Consider the following 16268-nt stretch of genomic DNA (forward strand, 5'->3'; position numbering starts at 1 on the left):
TTAATTGTATTTTTATTATTCGTCTTATTCTGGCATTAATATTAGTGTTTGTGAAATATCCATTTACATTTTACCACTGCACTAAAGTAGCATTGTTAAAAAAGCTATGATGAAGTGAAATTTGTACAACGAAACTTTAAGGAAAAAAGATGAATATTTATAAGGTAAGTAAGCTGGTTGTACTAATTTCAACACTATACGTGTCTTGCGTAAGCGGCTCTGTGAGTGCTAGTGAAGGGACGTTGGCCATTGACAAAAATCCAGGAGAGTTATCTGCTCAGCTGCTAGGTGAAATCATAAACCCAAATGGCATTGTCGTAATGCTGCATGGTTGCGGTCAAGATGGACTGGGCTTTGCACAAAACAGCGGTATGTTAAAGGCCTCAAAAAATAAAAACATAGCCTTGCTTAGTATTGAGCAAAGTAAAAGCAATAATGTCCAAGCCTGCTTTAATTGGTTTTCCGAGCAAGACAATACAGCTGGAAAGGGCGAGTTGGCCTCTATCGAAGCTTTTATGACGCTAGTGGAAAAAAGATATCCAAATCGACCTACTTATTTATTGGGTCTGTCAGCGGGCGGTGCAATGGCGAGCGCATTACTGCTGCAAAGGCCTGAATTGTTCGACGGAGCGGCGGTCGTAGCAGGTGTACCATATCCTTGCGCGAACAACTTAATCCAAGCTATTTCTTGTATGAAAAGTGGCTCGTCGATATCAGCAGAAGCGCTAGCCAAAGCGTTAAAAGCATCTAAGACACCCTGGCCACCACTAATGGTATTTACCGGTGATAGTGACTCAATTGTAAACGCGGAAAATTCGCATCAAATGGCGGAGCAGTACGCAGCACTAATAGGTAAAGCTAATTTAACGTTGGATAAATCTATACAACACGGTACGAACAAAAAATTAACTGAGACTACTTATTTGATGTCAAATAACCAACCTGCCATTTCACTATTTTCATATGAAGGCCTCGGTCATGGTATACCAATTGATAAGCTTGATGACGAACAAACACAAGTACCGTTTTATATACCATCAGAAAAAGGCGTTGCGACGATCATTATGGATAGATGGTTCTAGAAATTTGTACCTCTAGCGTCGCTATATACTACTAAGGTACAAATTAAATTTGTTTTGAAGTGCGCTAGTGTAATCCATGTCAAATTATAAAAATAAGAATTACAGGGTAACCATATGAAAATTAAAGCAACGAATATCACCGCTATTGCGCTTGCTGTCACCACGGCACTGTCAGCTTCTCCTTTGTCTTATGCCGCAGAAGAGGGTGTTAAAGCAAAGAAAAAAGGCTTAGAAGTAATCCAAGTAACGGCACGTAAAACCGTTGAAAACCTACAAGAAGTTCCAGTCTCTGTCACCTCGGTAAGCGAGCAAGATCTTGCAGAGAGTGGTATCACTGTGATGACAGAGATTCAGCAGTTTTCACCAAATACAACACTTCAAGCAAGTCGTGGCACCAACTCCACACTAACGGCGTTTATTCGTGGTGTTGGTCAGCAAGATCCGCTTTGGGGATATGAGCCAGGTGTTGGTATTTATGTTGACGATGTTTACATTGCTCGTCCACAAGGCGCAGTTTTAGACTTAATGGATGTAGAACGAATTGAAGTATTGCGTGGGCCTCAAGGAACACTATACGGAAAAAACACCATTGGTGGCGCGGTTAAGTATGTCTCTAAGCCAATGAGCGGTGATACTGAATTTAATATTGAAGGCGCATTCGGTTCCTACAGCCAAACAGACCTGAAAGTGACAGGTCAAATACCTCTTATCGATGACAAGTTATATCTTGGATTTGGGCATGGTATGTTCAAGCGTGATGGTTTTGGTGAATTCCTTAAAATTGCAGATGGTTTAGGCCCTCAAGATAAAGAAAATTATAATAAAGATGTTACGGCATCAAGATTAACATTAGAGTATCGCCCAACTGCGGATTTATTTATGCGTTTAGCGTGGGATACGACAGAAGACAACTCGAATGCTAAAGGTGGCTATCGCCTTCTCCCAAGTATATTAACAGACGCACCGGTTCCGGATAGTGTATTTGATTCATACTCAAGTTTACCTACCGATAATTTAGTAGAAACTGACGGCTTAAGCCTAACCGTAGACTGGAATGTTAATGAAGACTTAGCCATTAAGTTTATCTCAGCTAAACGCGAAAGCTACTCGTCGACTAACATTGACTTTGATAACACTGCGTTAGATATTTTTGATGTTCCAGCCATCTATGACGATGAAAATACCAGTCATGAATTACAAGGGACATACTCAGGTGACGGCTACTCTGTTGTTGCGGGTTTGTATATATATGATGCAGAGTCTTGTGGTGTATTTGATGCAGTATTAGGTGATTTAGGTCGTAAACTGTTCCCTGGGATTGCAACCGGATTTGCCCGTGAAGTATCCGGTTGTAATAACTCTGAAAGCCAAGCTGCGTATATACAATCAAGTTTTGACTTATCAGAGCAATTGTCTATGACCCTTGGTGCAAGATACACCAATGAAGAAAAACAAGCATATGTAAATAATGGTGTGCAGATATTTAATGTTTACCCAGAGTCAGGCTGGATACCAGGGTATCAAAGAGATCCTGGGCTAGCTTTTCCACAAGTATTGGGTGAAGACACAAATGCCGACGGTATTTTAGATGCACCGAAATCAGCTGACTGGTCTCAATTCACTCCACGAGTTGGGCTTGAGTACGCGTTGGACAATAAGACGATGATGTTCGCTAGCTATTCACAGGGTTTTAAGTCCGGCACGTTTAATCCAAGAGCAAGTAGTAACGAAGAAGCAGCCAATCCAGAAATCGTTGACTCAATTGAATTTGGTATTAAGCGAGATTGGAATGAGCAACTGCGAACTAATATCACATTGTTCAATATTGAGCATAAAGATCGCCAGTACATTACGGTGACACCGGATCCAAATGATGCAACTGTACTAAATCAAAACTTAGGTAATATAAAAGGTTCGTCTGTTAAAGGTTTAGAAGCTGAAATCACCTATGCCGCAACAGATTTGTTAACTATTGATTTAGCGGTTGGCTTATTAGACGGTGAAATTGAAGATGATCCTACAGTAGCAACGCCATTATTGGGCTTGTCAAATACACCTGATTATACTTTTGCATTATCAGCGAACTACCTACTAGAAACAGAGATGGGTTACTTTGTAATAAATGGCGGCTATTACTATCGTGACGATTATCGTTTATTTGAAGACAGTGATGCATTGTTTCAAGAAGGCTACGGCACATTTAATGTTGGTGTAACTTGGGAAAGTGAAGAGGGTAATTGGTATGGCGGTATTTATGGCAAGAACCTAACTGATGAAGAATATATGATCGGTGGTTACAACTTTGCTGCTCAAGATGCGAATGGTAATTGGCAACCGGGCTTAGGCGGTGACACTACGCTTGCAAGCTACTATGGTGATCCAAGAACAATCCATGTGAAAGTGGGATATCGATTTTAATCAATCGAGTGTTGATTTAATTGATATTTATACATAAGTCTGTGATATTCATAGGCGTCAAAGCACATTGTTTTTGCAATGTGCTTTTCTTGTTATTGTAGATTATCGCAAACAGATGTCTGCCGAAGTAAACTTTTCAAGGTGAAATAATGAAAGACGCCACTGTTTTAATTGCTGATGACCACCCGTTATTTAGAGCTGCGTTAAAGCAGGCGGTAGGGCATAGCTTTGCTCAACAGTCTATTTTAGAAGCTGAAGACGTAGGTGAGCTTCAGGCTTTAATTGATGCAAATCCACAACTAGAGCTTTTGTTTTTAGATCTCCACATGCCAGGCAATGATGGTTTTACTACGTTAATGATGCTTCGCAATCACTATCCTGATCTGACGATTGTAATGGTGTCATCTGATGACGGTGCCGAGATGATATACCAAGCTATCGATTTTGGTGCGGCCGGCTTTATTCCTAAATCCTCTGACTTATCAACAATTCAAACAGCGATTGATACTATTTTGGATGGTGAAACTTGGATTCCCGTTGATTTGCCAAAACGTTCAAATGACGATCAAAAAACGCCTCAGCAGAAACTTGCTCAACAATTAGCCGAACTAACACCACAGCAATACAAAGTACTCAGTATGATAGCGGACGGGCAATTGAATAAACAAATTGCTTTTGAACTAGATATAAAAGAGACCACTGTTAAAAAACATGTATCAGCTATTTTAATGAAGCTAGGTGTTAACAACCGCACCCTAGCAGGCTTAGCTTTCCAACAATTGACTTTTAAGTAAACGTTTTAACGCTAAGCCCTTCACTGGCTTTCGGATATAGCCATATCGATTGTCGATACAAGCTTGGCGCAAAGAGTCTGAAGGATCCGCGGAGCAAACGATAATTAAGCCATGCCAATTAAACTGTTCTTTTAATTTAGCCGTTACACTAAGCCCATCATCATCATCTAAGTGGTAGTCCGCAATCACTACATTGATAAGTGATGGGCCATAATCACTCATCTTATTTAATAGTTCAGCTCTATTGCCCGCAGTGATCACGTTAAATCCCCACACTTCCAATTGTTGTGACAACGCGGTGACAATAAGTGGATCGTTATCTATTATTGCGGCGCTAAGTCCTGTGAATGACAAGCCTAAAGGTTCTTGAAGTAAAGGTACGTTAGTCTTTAATAACGGACTGCTTGTGGCTAGTGGAACACGTATAGAAAAATTCGCACCTTGACCTTCTATCGATTGCACTTCTATTGGTAAGTTGAGCAATGAGGATATTCGCTCACAAATTGCCAATCCTAGACCTAAACCAGGGCGCTCTTGGTGTGTATTTAAACGCTCAAATTCTTTAAAAATAGTGATCAATTTTGATCTTGGTATACCTGGACCGTTATCGAGCACCATCACACGAGCGCAGTGCTTGTCCTTTTTTACACCAAGCACTATTTTAATTTTCTTTGATGGGTGCAGTTGCTTGATAGCTGGCGCATACCTTAGAGCATTGGTTAAAAAGTTTTGTAAAATCCTACGTAAAAGCTGTTTATCGGTATTTATCGCAAGTGACGAGGGCTGGAACCTTAGGTCAATGCCTGCTTCTTCACATAGCACAGCAAACTCATTGTTAAGTGGCAATAGAATATCACTAATATAAAAGTCACTTATATCGACTTTTTGGACGCCACTATCTAGTTTAGAAATTTCAACCAAATCAGTTAGTAGACTTTCTGCTGAGGTCAGCGCGCCATCGATATTATCCGCTAGTGACGCTAAGTCTGTATCTCTAGTTTTGTGTTGTAGCATAGAGTTAAACAAAGACAGTGCGTTAAAGGGCTGCATTAGGTCATGGCTAGCTGCAGCTAAAAAACGCGTTTTACTGGAATTGGCGGCTTCGGCATCCGCTTTTGCAACTTCAAGCTCCAAAGTACGCTCTTCTACTCGCTGTTCAAGCGTTTCATTGGCTTTTTGCAATGCTTTTTCAGCTTCGATGTGTCGAGTGATATCGCTAAAAGTACTAACAAACCCGCCACCCGGCATAGCTTGGCCACGGATCTCCAAAACAATACCGCTTGGCAATGTACGCTGATAATAATGGTCATTACCTTGACGCATATATTCTAATCGCTTGTCTATCAGTGTTTTTGTATCTTCGCCGGCAATGATGTTTCGCTCAACATTAAACGCGATTAGCTCAGCGATTGGCATACCCGCCTTTAAATAACCATCTGGAAACGCCAGCAGATTTTTATAACGACTGTTCCAAGCAACCAACCGCATGTCAGCATCAACTACACTAATGCCTTGTTCAATATTCTCAACTCCGGCTTGCAGAAGCTCACGATTAAATTCAAAAATCTGGTTTGCTTCATCAACAATACTAGCCACTTGATCTAGTGCTTCACTGCGGGATTCTTCAGACTCATTTACGGCGGACATCACCATTTTTGTGCTGGCACTACCTAAAACAGATGCCAATGTCATTTGGGTAAACTCTATAAGGTAATCAGGTGCCTTATTATTTATATTCACCCCATCTGGAACCAATTTTTTCAAGCGATTGGCTGCATCCACATTGATGAATCGAGTTAACAAATCAATGAGATCAGTGATGGTAATGTAGTAGTCATGATGTTGTTTATTTTTGTTACTAGAGTGACTGCGGAGAAACTGGTTCGCCTGCAAGCTCTCGCCAACACTGCGCTGGGTATAAATAGAATGAATATACAAAACTAACGTATTAGCAAATAAGCTTACAAATAAGCCGTGGCTCACAAAGTCCAGTGAAGACATACCAAATAATGCACTTGGTACTAACCAATCTACACCAAATGGACCTAGATGAATCCAGTGGGCATTTGGCCAAATAGTCGGAATGAGTAAACAGTATGTCCATAACAAACAACCTGTAATCAGGCCCCACATTGCTCCTTTAGAGCTCGCATTCTTCCAGTACAAGGCACTAAGTACAGCTGGGGCCGTTTGGGCTAGCAATACAAATGACAGTAAACCTATAGACGCAAGCTGACTGTTTTGGTTAAACACATAATCGAATAGCAATGAAAGTAGCAAGATAGCGGCGATACTAATTCTGCGAATATATAAAAGTAAGCCGGATATTTCTTGGTTTTGCGTCGGTTTTTGTAAGGGTGAGGTAATACGGCTTTGCAAAAACCTTAGTTTTAATAGAATAGGGCTTACAATTTCCGTTGTGATCAAGGTACTTAGTACTATCGCAGCAACAATGACCATGCTCGTGGCCGCGGCTAATCCACCTATATATACAAAAATGCTTATCCAGGCTTGTTGATGTAACAAGGGAATCGTTAGCATAAATGTATCAGCGCTGACACTGCCACCAGGGAATGTTATGAGTCCGGCAATTGCAATTGGTAAGACAAAAATATTAATAAGAATTAAATAAAGTGGATAACCCCAGCGAGCGCCTTTAAGTTGTTTTTCGCTGTCATTTTCGATCACTATCATATGGTAAAGTTGCGGAGTGGCGAAAATAGTCAAAAAACCAATTAAAATTTGAGAAACCACTAAATATCGATTATCACTTTTATCTTGCGGTATGACGGCGTTTGCCTGTTGCAAAATTTCGCTGAAACCATCAAACAGACCATAGGTAACAAATAAGCCTACGGTTAAAATAGCAAATAATTTAACTAATGAGCTAAATGCGATAGCGACAATTAATCCTGTATTTTGTTTATTTGCTTCGGCGTGACGTGCGCCAAAAAGGATACTAAATACAATAAGTACTACAGTGACGAGTAAAGTGGTTGTTGAACCGCTCTGGTAGCTACCTGTCACTAAGTCAAAAGAGTGACTGACGGCGCGCAGTTGCAACGCGATGTAAGGAAGCGTTCCAAGTAGGGCGATAATTGAAACAACGGCTGCAATTTGCGGAGCCTTATCAAAACGGCAGGCGATAAAGTCAGCAACAGATGTCAAGTTTAGCTTTTTGCTAACAGCAAGAAGCTTTAATAAGATGGGCCACCCTAATAGGAAGCAGGCAATGGTTCCTATGTATATCGGTGCTATCCACTCTCCTGTCGCGGCAGCTTGGCTGACCGTTCCATAAAACGCCCAACTAGAGCAGCTAACACCAAGCGACAAGCTATAAATCCAAGACTTATTTTGCCATGTTTTGTGCTTTTTCTGCGCCCAAAACGCAATAAAAAACAACAAGATCAAATAACCGATAGACAGTAATGAAATCAACCATGTATCTAAAGACAGCCAAACTAACAAGGTGTTCCCTCACAGATCCGTAGTGCACTAAGGTAGTAGTTATTTTTTTCAAACACTAGGTTAACCTGCATTCAATCAATAACTAAGTTTGAAATTATCATATATGAAAATTAGTAACAAATACTTGATAGAAGGCGTTGTTTTTATAAGTTATGTTTTATTTGCAATGGCTTGGGTTGGCGGTACTGCAAGTATGACGCAAATTATGGCCTCGATGCAGGTGGACAGTTTAGCGTCTGCCAGCTTTATTAGCGGAGCGGTTACAATAGCAAAAATTGCAGGCACGTTTATAGCGGCTTGGATTGCATTAAAAATGGGCGTTAAATATGCTTTTTTCTTAAGTGGCGTCCTTGTCTTCATCGGTGTGTTTACTCCCTTAGCGGCAACCTATGATGTATTGCTTGTCTCTCGATTTTTAATGGGATTGGGTGGTGCATTAATGATTGTTTACTTTAATCCAATCGTCATGCGATTTTTTTCCGTTGAGGAGCGCTCAACGATTAATGGTCTGAATGCAGTTGCGTTTAATGTGGGGACTGCTGTGATTTTGTCATCGATGTCTGAAATAAACGCTATAACAGGCAGCTGGCAAAATAGTCTTATTATTTTTAGTGTGGCTAGTTTAGTACTCTCGATAATTTGGTTACTGGCAGATTTTAGTGAACCCAATAAAAAGAGTGTTGATGTTGCTAACCAGGCCAACGACATTGTTGATGCAGTTGATGTTGCTCCGCCAGAAGTATATGGCTATCGTCAGGGCTTTATGGATAAGTTTACTTGGACTTATTCTCTTTGTTACTCGGGACTGTTAGCGTTTTATATCTGTCTATTTACCTTTTATCCGAAAGCTGGAATTAGCCAAAGTGCATTAGTAATTGGCTTTGGTATTGTTGGTACAATCGCTGGGATGATTTACAGTAAAAAAATTAAGCAGCGAGTACCAGTGATTAAATACTCAGGTCTAATGGTTACGGCAATGGTGTTTGTACTTTCCTTTTCTACTAACTCTGAAGCTCAAATAGTCGCGGCAATGTTGCTTGGATTTTTTGTGTTTTTTCCTATTACGGCGCTAGTGTCTATTCCTCACGAATTAAAAGGCATGACGGCAGATAAAATTACGGTTGTATTTAGTTTGTTTTGGTCAATTAGTTACCTTGTTGCCACAATAGTACTGTGGTTATTTGGTAAATTAGTAGATTTAAACATGGGCGACTACACTATGTCATTCTTGCTCATTGGTTTAGTAAGTAGTAGCTTCTTTATCGGCAGTTTCTTTTTGCCTGAAACCAATCCAAAAAAGGAACAATAAATGCGTGGTGAATTAGCTGAACATTTAAATGAATTTATTACTGGCGTAAATCAAGCAATCGCTCAAGCTAAAGAAGATGGTGTAGTTGCAACTCCAGAGTTAGCGAGAGCAAATTTAGCAAAACTAGCCGCGTTCGTTACGCAAGTTCCAAAGTTGGCATATGCTGAAGAAGGTTATGTATTTGCTGATCAAATGGAAATACCCGTTAAAGTCTATAGTCCAGCACCAGAAGAAGAGTTACCAGTTCTCATTTATTTTCATGGCGGTGGCCATATGTGTGGAAGCACTGAGCTATACGATCCCATGTGCAGAAAAATAGCTATTGCTGCTCGCTGTATTGTAATTAGTGTCGAGTATCGTTTAGCGCCGGAGTTTCCTTATCCCGCTGGTATTAACGATTGTGAAGATGTGGTTAAAGGCTTTCATCAAGTTTTAAAGAATGTTCAATATGGAAATAAGGTGCTCATTGCCGGTGATAGCGCTGGTGGTGCAATATGTACAACTCTTGCCATTCGCGCGATGACGGATAAGTCGTTAAAAATTGACAAACAAATTCTGATCTATCCAAGTGTTGATTACACTTCTAGTATGCCTTCGGTAGAAGAGAACGGCACAGGATTTTTATTAGAGAAAACACGAATTCAATGGTACTTCGATAACTATTTTGATGATTATGAAGACCGTGCGGAGATGTCGCCGTTATTTGGTCCATTTGATGCCACTATGCCTGAGAGCTTAGTAGTAATTGCCGGTTGCGATCCACTGCGTGACGAAGGACTTGAGTATGCAAAAAAACTAAGGTTAGCTGGAGTCAATGTCGAGGTTCGTGAGTTTGAAAATATGATCCATGCATTTATGAATATTGAAGACTTAGTTAGTGAAGAGTGCAGAGAATTATACAGTTTAATTGGATCCTTTGTTAATCGTTAGCTATTGGCAATAAAAACTTAACATTAGTCACACAAAAAGCAAAAAGCCACTCATTCTTTAAGTGGCTTTTTTCGTTTATTGGGCCGTCCACGCCCCATCGATGGGAAGTGAGGAGCCAGTAATACTTCGGGCGGTATCCGTGCACAAGAAAAGAATGAGATCTGCAATTTGAGACGGCGTAGCCATCGCTGGTAGGGGTTGTTTTTGTGTAATAAGTTTGTGTTTTGCTTCTGTGACCTCAATATTTTGCTGTTTGGCGAGATCTTCTATCTGATTATTAATAAGCGGAGTTTCAACCCAACCAGGACATATTGCATTTACCGTAATATTCGCCGCGGCTTGTTCAATTGCTGCCACCTTTGTTAAACCAATTAGTCCATGTTTGGCGGCAACATAGGCAGACTTGTTCGCAGAGCCTACAAGCCCATGAACGGAAGCAATATTGATAATACGACCCCAGTTATTTTTTTTCATGAGAGGTAAAGCTTGTTGCATAATATGAAAAGCAGCCGATAAATTGATTGCAATAATGGCATTCCACTTATCACGAGGAAAATTCACAACACTGTCAGTATGCTGAATGCCAGCATTGTTAATGACAATATCGAGTCGCTGAAATTGATTATTAATATTTAACATAAGTAAATCGATTTGCTCGACATTTGCTATATCGGCATCACTAAACATGACTTGCACGCCATATTGCTTTTCAAAAGAGGATTTAAGCTCTAATCCCTCATGAATAGAAACTAAACCATGGATGATTATATGTGCACCTTGTGCGGCTAAATGGTGAGCTGCTGACAAGCCAATACCACTTGTAGAGCCAGTTATTAACGCGACTTTGTTTCTAAGTGAAGTGCCCGTTGAAAGTTGTTTAGCTAACGATAAGTACATATATTTCTCTAAGTTCACAATGATAATCTAACGTTATGTTAACAAAGTCATAAATGTAAAAAACTACTACCTTAGTACAGGTTGGTTAGTGTAATTAGGGCACTAAAGTAGAATTGACCACTTGATATGATTATCGTCTAATCGTTGTGAATCAGCCGGTTACCACTTTTGATAGTGTCAAATAGTGTTTACTCTTTACTGGCTTCTTTTTATTCATTCAAGTTAATAAATAGAAGTGTTTTAGTCGGCTTTATGCCAGTATAAGTCAGATAAATATATAACTAAAAATCAGTCGCATTAGTAATTAGCGAAGGGGAGAATTATGTCAGGTTTTGACAAAGTAGTGGGCAGTTACAGCGAAGCAATGGCAGGACTAGAAGATAATATGACGGTTATCGCTGGTGGCTTTGGCTTGTGTGGAATTCCAGAAGGCTTAATTGCTGAAATTAAAAACAAAGGTACCAAAGGCCTAACTGTAGTTTCCAATAACTGTGGTGTTGATGGGTTTGGTTTAGGCATTTTACTTGAAGACAAGCAGATAAAAAAAATGGTGTCTTCGTATGTAGGTGAAAATGCATTGTTCGAGAAGCAATTATTAAATGGCGAGCTTGAAGTTGAACTTACTCCACAAGGCACGCTAGCCGAGAAAATGCGTGCTGGCGGTGCGGGTATCCCAGCGTTTTATACTGCAACAGGTTATGGAACATTAGTTGGCGAAGGTAAAGAAGTTCGCGAATTTAACGGCAGAAACTACATATTAGAAGAAAGCATCACCGGTGATTTTGCCATTGTTAAGGCTTGGAAAGCAGACCGATATGGCAATTGTGTGTACCGCCATACCGCACAAAATTTTAATCCAATGGCTGCGACAGCTGGAAAAATTACTGTTGTTGAGGTTGAGGAAATTGTTGAGCCAGGTGAGATTGAGCCATCTCAAATTCAGACTCCTGGCATTTATGTTGACCGTGTTATTTTAGGGTCATTTGAAAAACGAATTGAAAAAGTAACCACACGAGATTAAGGAGTACACCATGGCTTTATCAAGAGAACAAATCGCTCAGCGTGTGGCACAAGAGTTTAACGACGGTGACTACGTAAATTTAGGTATAGGTATCCCAACATTAGCAGCAAACTACGTGCCTGATGACATTGAGGTAATGTTGCAATCTGAAAATGGGTTGTTAGGTATGGGGCCTTATCCAACAGCAGATCAAGTTGATGCGGACATGATTAATGCTGGTAAAGAAACAGTCACAACTGCAACAGGTGCTGCTATCTTTAGCTCGGCAGAAAGTTTTGCAATGATTCGTGGTGGGCATGTTGATGTAACTGTACTGGGGGCGTTTGAAGTAGATCAAGCTGGCAATATTGCAAGTTACATGATCCCAGGCAAGTTAGTAAAAGGCATGGGTGGTGCTATGGATTTGGTCGCTGGCGCCGAGAACATCATTGTTACCATGACACACGCAAATAAACACGGTGAATCAAAGCTATTATCTTCGTGTACATTACCTCTTACCGGTGTTAACTGTATTACTAAAATAGTGACTGACTTGGCCGTACTTGAGGTGGAAGATGGCGCGTTTGTATTACGTGAAACAGCGCCCGGCGTGTCGGTTGAAGAAATAAAGGAAAAAACGGCAGGTAAGCTTGTTGTACCTGATGACGTAAAAGAAATGCAATTCGCCTAACGCGTATTTTATCTTGCTTACGTTAAGTTAATTCGTAAAAGCCAGTGATAATTCACTGGTTTTTTATTTCCTGCTCATCTTGAGTTAAATTAACTACACTTATTAAACATATGGTTAAAAAGGAGCAATTATGCGTAGCTTATTATTAATTTTATTAATGCTGTCAGTGAGTGCTTTTGGCAAGGATGACCACACTATTAGTAAGTCGCAAGTATTAAATCTTATTTCAGAATACAAGCAAGCTCCTATATCTGAGACTGGTTTTTCCGCCGTTCGGAAAATATTAAACTTTGCAGAGACAAGCAAAGATGTTTTGGTTGAAGTCAGTCCAGAAAATACACCTTGGTTAACACACCAGAGTGTAAGTGATCCAATTAAAGGTTTGTTACTAGGAGCCTATGTGGTTGGGAACATAGAGCCACAATTAATTATGAGTAAAAAGAAATCCAATCATTGTAGCGGCGCAACAGAAGTAGCACGAGTAATAAAGTTGATCGTCCTGCCGGATGCAGCCGCCGAAATAAAGCTTGTAGAGTTACTCAATAACAATAGTATGAAACAACATCAATGTTCAGACTTACCTTTAGGTAGAACATTAAATAATGCAGAATAAGGACAAAGTTCATGGGATATATTGACGGTGTTATAGTTGCGGTAAAATCAGATAAAAAACAAGAGTATATTGAGTTTGCTCAAGGAACAGCGCAAGCATTTAAAAAACATGGCGCACTATCAGCAGTAGAATGTTGGGGCGATGATGTTCCGGAAGGGAAGGTGACTTCTTTTCCTCTTGCGGTTAAATGTGAAAAAGATGAAACAGTGGTATTTTCATGGATAATCTGGCCAGATAAAGCCACCAGAGAAGCTGCGTGGCCAGCAATAGAACAAGACAAAGATTTAGAAGGCCTATTTAGTGACATGCCTTTTGACGGCGCAAGACTTATCTACGGCGGATTTGAAGTTATTGTAAATGAATAAAGTGATTTTTACGTTAGTAAACAATAGGCAGTAAAGCATGACAATAAAAACGGGTGACTTTAATCCATATGTCGACCGCCGAGATACCAACAGCTTAAAGTGGGAAAAGTATCGCTATAGAGATATTTTACCTTTATGGGTCGCTGACTCAGAGTTTGAATGCGCACCAGCAATCATTTCAGCTTTAACGTCAAGAGTACAGCATGGTGTATTTGGTTATCATAACCCGTACCAAAATGAAGCCGCAATTCCGGCCATTCAACGTTGGTTAGTCAAACAATATAATTGGCACGTGCAGTCAGATTGGATTGTGTGGACTCCTGGTGTCGTGCCCGCCTTCAATATGATGTGTCAGGCCTTTTGCGAACCAGGTGATGGCGTGTTGGTTCAAGTGCCAAATTATCCGCCGTTGCTCAACGCGCCATTATCAAACAACCTTATTCAAGAAACGATATCAACAAATTTCATTAATGGTCGTTGGCAACTAGATTTAGACGAGTTAGAACAAAAAGCCGCGAAGCCTAGTACAAAATTGTTCTTATTGTGTAATCCCATGAACCCTTGTGGTTCGGTACTCACTCGCGCTGAGCTAGACGTTATTCAACGTATCTGCCTAAAACACGATGTAAAGTTGTGCTCAGACGAAATTCACGCCGATCTAATTTTAGAACAAGGCCAACGACATATTCCAGCCGGTAGTTTAACTGAAATTGGCGAACAGGCAGTGACATTGATGGCCGCAAGTAAGACCTTTAACGTGGCTGGTTTTGGCGTATCCTTTGCGGTAATTCAAGACAGACAAACCCGAGCAAAATTCAAAGCTGCAGGACGTGGAATAGCGCCGTCAGCGAATAATTTTGGTGTGTTGGCAACAACGGTGGCATTTAACGAATGTGATGATTGGTATTTACAACAACTCGAGTATTTACGCGAAAATCAAAAGTACTTAGCTTCAGAAATAAAGGATATTTCTGGTTTGACTTATCAACCTTCCGCGGCGACATTCTTAGCTTGGATTGATTGCAGTGGGCTTAATCGCAAAAACTTACAGCTTTATTTAGAATCGCTAGGATTAGGGCCGTCGCCAGGTATAGACTTTGGTTGGCCTCAGTTTGCTAGAATTAACTTTGCTTGTTCAAGAGAGATGCTGGTTGAAGCCGTCGAGAGATTAAAGAAAGTAACAGTATTAAAATAACACTGAGCCATGCGATGGAATTACCGAATTCTCTATAGATGGTGTTGCTCTCATATATATCCAGCTTATGGCTTAATACGGCAGCTTTAAATTGAGGTAACAGACTAACTATTTCGCCGTTTTGATCTATGATAGCGGTAATTCCATTATTGGTTACTCGAACAACCGGCTTTGCAAATTCAAGCGCGCGCATTTGAGCAATTTGTAAATGTTGCCAAGGCCCGTGAGAAGCTCCAAACCATGCATCATTGCTAACGGTAAGAATGATGTCGCTGTTATCATACAAGTTATCTCGAACCTGCTCTGAAAATGCTATTTCAAAACAAATCGCCGGGCTGATTTTTAAACTTTGTGCAATCAAATTGTCCTGTTGATAATAACCTCGAGAAAAAGAGGACATTGGTAAGTCAAAAATAGGGCCTAACTTGCGAAGCACACTTTCGAAAGGCACAAACTCACCGATTGGCAACAAGTGGTGTTTGTTAAAACGATTGTTGTGTAGGTAGCGATAGTGGCCAAATTGATCATCGGCAAGTTTTTTACCAAGTACAATAATATTATTATACGCAAGGTTCGTCTCTGGTTGGTAATCAACAATACCAGTAATTAATGCGGTATTTGTTTCAGCGGCAAGTTTATCGACTTCACGCAAATAATCGTTTGCCAATATTTCTAACCTTGGAATAGCAGCTTCAGGCCAAATAATCAGGTCGTGTTGACTAAAAAACTCTGTTGACATAGACAGATATTTTTCCATCGTTGGTAATTCGTTTTCCGGCTGCCATTTTATACTTTGTTCTATATTCCCTTGAACTAACGCTAAACGAACAGTTCGGTTTAAATCTCCTGTCCAATCTTTTTGAGTACTATAAATATTTAAACCCAAAATAAATATTATTAAGGTAATCGCTAAGCCATCTATTTTTCGACCTAGCGCTTGTCGAGCATTAAAAATAAATTGATAAACGGATACCGCCATAACGGCAACAACAGCTTGTAGTCCAAATTCGCCAACAATAGGTGCCAGTGCTCTAAACGGCCCCTCAAGCTGGCTGTAACCAAGAGACAACCATGGAAAACCGGTAAATAGCGTAGCGCGAAGAAATTCGGCGACAAGCCAAAATACGGGAAAACCCCAAAGTTGAAATCGTTTGATGTTTTTAAATGTTAACCAAGATGCTAAGGCTGGAAAAAGAGCAAGGTAACCAACTAATAATGCCATAAGAAAGACCGACGCAATTAGGGGTAAGCCACCAAAATCGGCGATGGCAACATGTACCCAACTGATACCAGCGCCGAACCAACCTAGACCGTAATAAAATCCATATCTTGCAGCTTGTTTTGCTGTGCCTGCACTGTTAATTGCAGTTATTAAAAAGTATAAAGTGACAAAAGGTAGCCACCAATTTTGGAAGGGAGAGTACGCTAGGGTATTTGCAACACCTAGCGACATAAGTCCAACAGGAATATAACGTTTTAGCGTTATCGCTTCCATGCCTTAAAAAT

13 protein-coding genes are annotated in these 16268 nt (G+C 40.3%); 10 read left to right on the forward strand and 3 right to left on the reverse strand.

Annotated elements, in window-relative coordinates; translation table 11 throughout:
• Nucleotides 1-149: 149 nt before the first annotated feature.
• The 3 genes from ACZ1GV_RS05085 to ACZ1GV_RS05095 all read left to right on the forward strand — a co-directional run bounded on the left by ACZ1GV_RS05085 (nucleotide 150) and on the right by ACZ1GV_RS05095 (nucleotide 4294).
• Nucleotides 150-1082 (forward strand): extracellular catalytic domain type 1 short-chain-length polyhydroxyalkanoate depolymerase, encoded by a 933-nt coding sequence (locus ACZ1GV_RS05085; protein WP_472675527.1) that lies wholly within the window; start codon nucleotides 150-152, stop codon nucleotides 1080-1082.
• Nucleotides 1083-1196: 114 nt separating this feature from the next.
• Nucleotides 1197-3500 carry a TonB-dependent receptor gene (locus ACZ1GV_RS05090; protein WP_472675528.1) on the forward strand — a complete coding sequence of 768 codons (2304 nt, stop codon included), beginning with the start codon at nucleotides 1197-1199 and terminating at the stop codon, nucleotides 3498-3500.
• A gap of 149 nt (nucleotides 3501-3649) precedes the next feature.
• Nucleotides 3650-4294 (forward strand): response regulator transcription factor, encoded by a 645-nt coding sequence (locus tag ACZ1GV_RS05095; RefSeq protein ID WP_472675529.1) that lies wholly within the window; start codon nucleotides 3650-3652, stop codon nucleotides 4292-4294.
• Here the strand turns inward: ACZ1GV_RS05095 and ACZ1GV_RS05100 are convergent.
• The gene (locus ACZ1GV_RS05100) at nucleotides 4265-7762 is read right to left on the reverse strand and encodes a PAS domain-containing hybrid sensor histidine kinase/response regulator (protein WP_472675530.1); all 3498 of its coding nucleotides are present in this window, start codon (nucleotides 7760-7762) and stop codon (nucleotides 4265-4267) included. The two genes, ACZ1GV_RS05095 and ACZ1GV_RS05100, sit on opposite strands and share 30 nt — an antisense overlap.
• Before the next feature lie 103 nt (nucleotides 7763-7865).
• On the opposite strand from ACZ1GV_RS05100, the gene ACZ1GV_RS05105 reads away from it, so the two are divergent.
• Both ACZ1GV_RS05105 and ACZ1GV_RS05110 read left to right on the forward strand, forming a co-directional pair.
• Nucleotides 7866-9071 carry an MFS transporter gene (locus tag ACZ1GV_RS05105; protein WP_472675531.1) on the forward strand — a complete coding sequence of 402 codons (1206 nt, stop codon included), beginning with the start codon at nucleotides 7866-7868 and terminating at the stop codon, nucleotides 9069-9071.
• The gene (locus tag ACZ1GV_RS05110) at nucleotides 9072-10001 is read left to right on the forward strand and encodes an alpha/beta hydrolase (RefSeq protein ID WP_472675532.1); all 930 of its coding nucleotides are present in this window, start codon (nucleotides 9072-9074) and stop codon (nucleotides 9999-10001) included.
• A 75-nt stretch (nucleotides 10002-10076) separates the two neighbouring features.
• Here the strand turns inward: ACZ1GV_RS05110 and ACZ1GV_RS05115 are convergent, their stop codons facing one another.
• Complete coding sequence (locus ACZ1GV_RS05115; protein ID WP_472675533.1) at nucleotides 10077-10898, reverse strand: 3-hydroxybutyrate dehydrogenase; 822 nt, start codon at nucleotides 10896-10898, stop codon at nucleotides 10077-10079.
• Between the two features lie 322 nt (nucleotides 10899-11220).
• Here ACZ1GV_RS05115 and ACZ1GV_RS05120 point away from each other — a divergent pair, with 322 nt between their 5' ends.
• The 5 genes from ACZ1GV_RS05120 (at nucleotide 11221) to ACZ1GV_RS05140 (ending at nucleotide 14762) form a co-directional block, all read left to right on the forward strand.
• On the forward strand, nucleotides 11221-11919 hold the full coding sequence (locus tag ACZ1GV_RS05120) for a CoA transferase subunit A (RefSeq protein ID WP_472675534.1): 699 nt from the start codon (nucleotides 11221-11223) through the stop codon (nucleotides 11917-11919).
• 10 nt (nucleotides 11920-11929) lie between these two features.
• A complete protein-coding gene (locus ACZ1GV_RS05125) occupies nucleotides 11930-12589 on the forward strand; it encodes a CoA transferase subunit B (RefSeq protein WP_210559684.1) in 660 nt (219 codons plus the stop codon).
• Between the two features lie 130 nt (nucleotides 12590-12719).
• Entirely contained in the window at nucleotides 12720-13202 is a 483-nt protein-coding gene (locus ACZ1GV_RS05130) for a hypothetical protein (RefSeq protein WP_472675535.1), read from the forward strand.
• An 11-nt stretch (nucleotides 13203-13213) separates the two neighbouring features.
• Nucleotides 13214-13567, forward strand: coding sequence for a DUF1428 domain-containing protein (locus ACZ1GV_RS05135; RefSeq protein ID WP_472675536.1), 354 nt, complete (start codon nucleotides 13214-13216; stop codon nucleotides 13565-13567).
• A 37-nt stretch (nucleotides 13568-13604) separates the two neighbouring features.
• Nucleotides 13605-14762 (forward strand): MalY/PatB family protein, encoded by a 1158-nt coding sequence (locus ACZ1GV_RS05140; RefSeq protein ID WP_472675537.1) that lies wholly within the window; start codon nucleotides 13605-13607, stop codon nucleotides 14760-14762.
• On the opposite strand, the gene lnt is transcribed toward ACZ1GV_RS05140, so the two are convergent.
• Entirely contained in the window at nucleotides 14689-16257 is a 1569-nt protein-coding gene (lnt, locus tag ACZ1GV_RS05145) for an apolipoprotein N-acyltransferase (protein ID WP_472675538.1), read from the reverse strand. The genes ACZ1GV_RS05140 and lnt overlap by 74 nt on opposite strands.
• Nucleotides 16258-16268: the final 11 nt, after the last annotated feature.

This window comes from Psychrosphaera sp. HA2-10 (genome assembly GCF_055693745.1).

Coding starts and splice junctions, on each gene's coding strand:
- ACZ1GV_RS05085 (WP_472675527.1), top strand. CDS start 150: ATGAATATTTATAAGGTAAGTAAGCTGGTTGTACTAATTTCAACACTA.
- ACZ1GV_RS05090 (WP_472675528.1), top strand. CDS start 1,197: ATGAAAATTAAAGCAACGAATATCACCGCTATTGCGCTTGCTGTCACC.
- ACZ1GV_RS05095 (WP_472675529.1), top strand. CDS start 3,650: ATGAAAGACGCCACTGTTTTAATTGCTGATGACCACCCGTTATTTAGA.
- ACZ1GV_RS05105 (WP_472675531.1), top strand. CDS start 7,866: ATGAAAATTAGTAACAAATACTTGATAGAAGGCGTTGTTTTTATAAGT.
- ACZ1GV_RS05110 (WP_472675532.1), top strand. CDS start 9,072: ATGCGTGGTGAATTAGCTGAACATTTAAATGAATTTATTACTGGCGTA.
- ACZ1GV_RS05115 (WP_472675533.1), bottom strand. CDS start 10,898: ATGTACTTATCGTTAGCTAAACAACTTTCAACGGGCACTTCACTTAGA.
- ACZ1GV_RS05120 (WP_472675534.1), top strand. CDS start 11,221: ATGTCAGGTTTTGACAAAGTAGTGGGCAGTTACAGCGAAGCAATGGCA.
- ACZ1GV_RS05125 (WP_210559684.1), top strand. CDS start 11,930: ATGGCTTTATCAAGAGAACAAATCGCTCAGCGTGTGGCACAAGAGTTT.
- ACZ1GV_RS05130 (WP_472675535.1), top strand. CDS start 12,720: ATGCGTAGCTTATTATTAATTTTATTAATGCTGTCAGTGAGTGCTTTT.
- ACZ1GV_RS05135 (WP_472675536.1), top strand. CDS start 13,214: ATGGGATATATTGACGGTGTTATAGTTGCGGTAAAATCAGATAAAAAA.
- ACZ1GV_RS05140 (WP_472675537.1), top strand. CDS start 13,605: ATGACAATAAAAACGGGTGACTTTAATCCATATGTCGACCGCCGAGAT.
- lnt (WP_472675538.1), bottom strand. CDS start 16,257: ATGGAAGCGATAACGCTAAAACGTTATATTCCTGTTGGACTTATGTCG.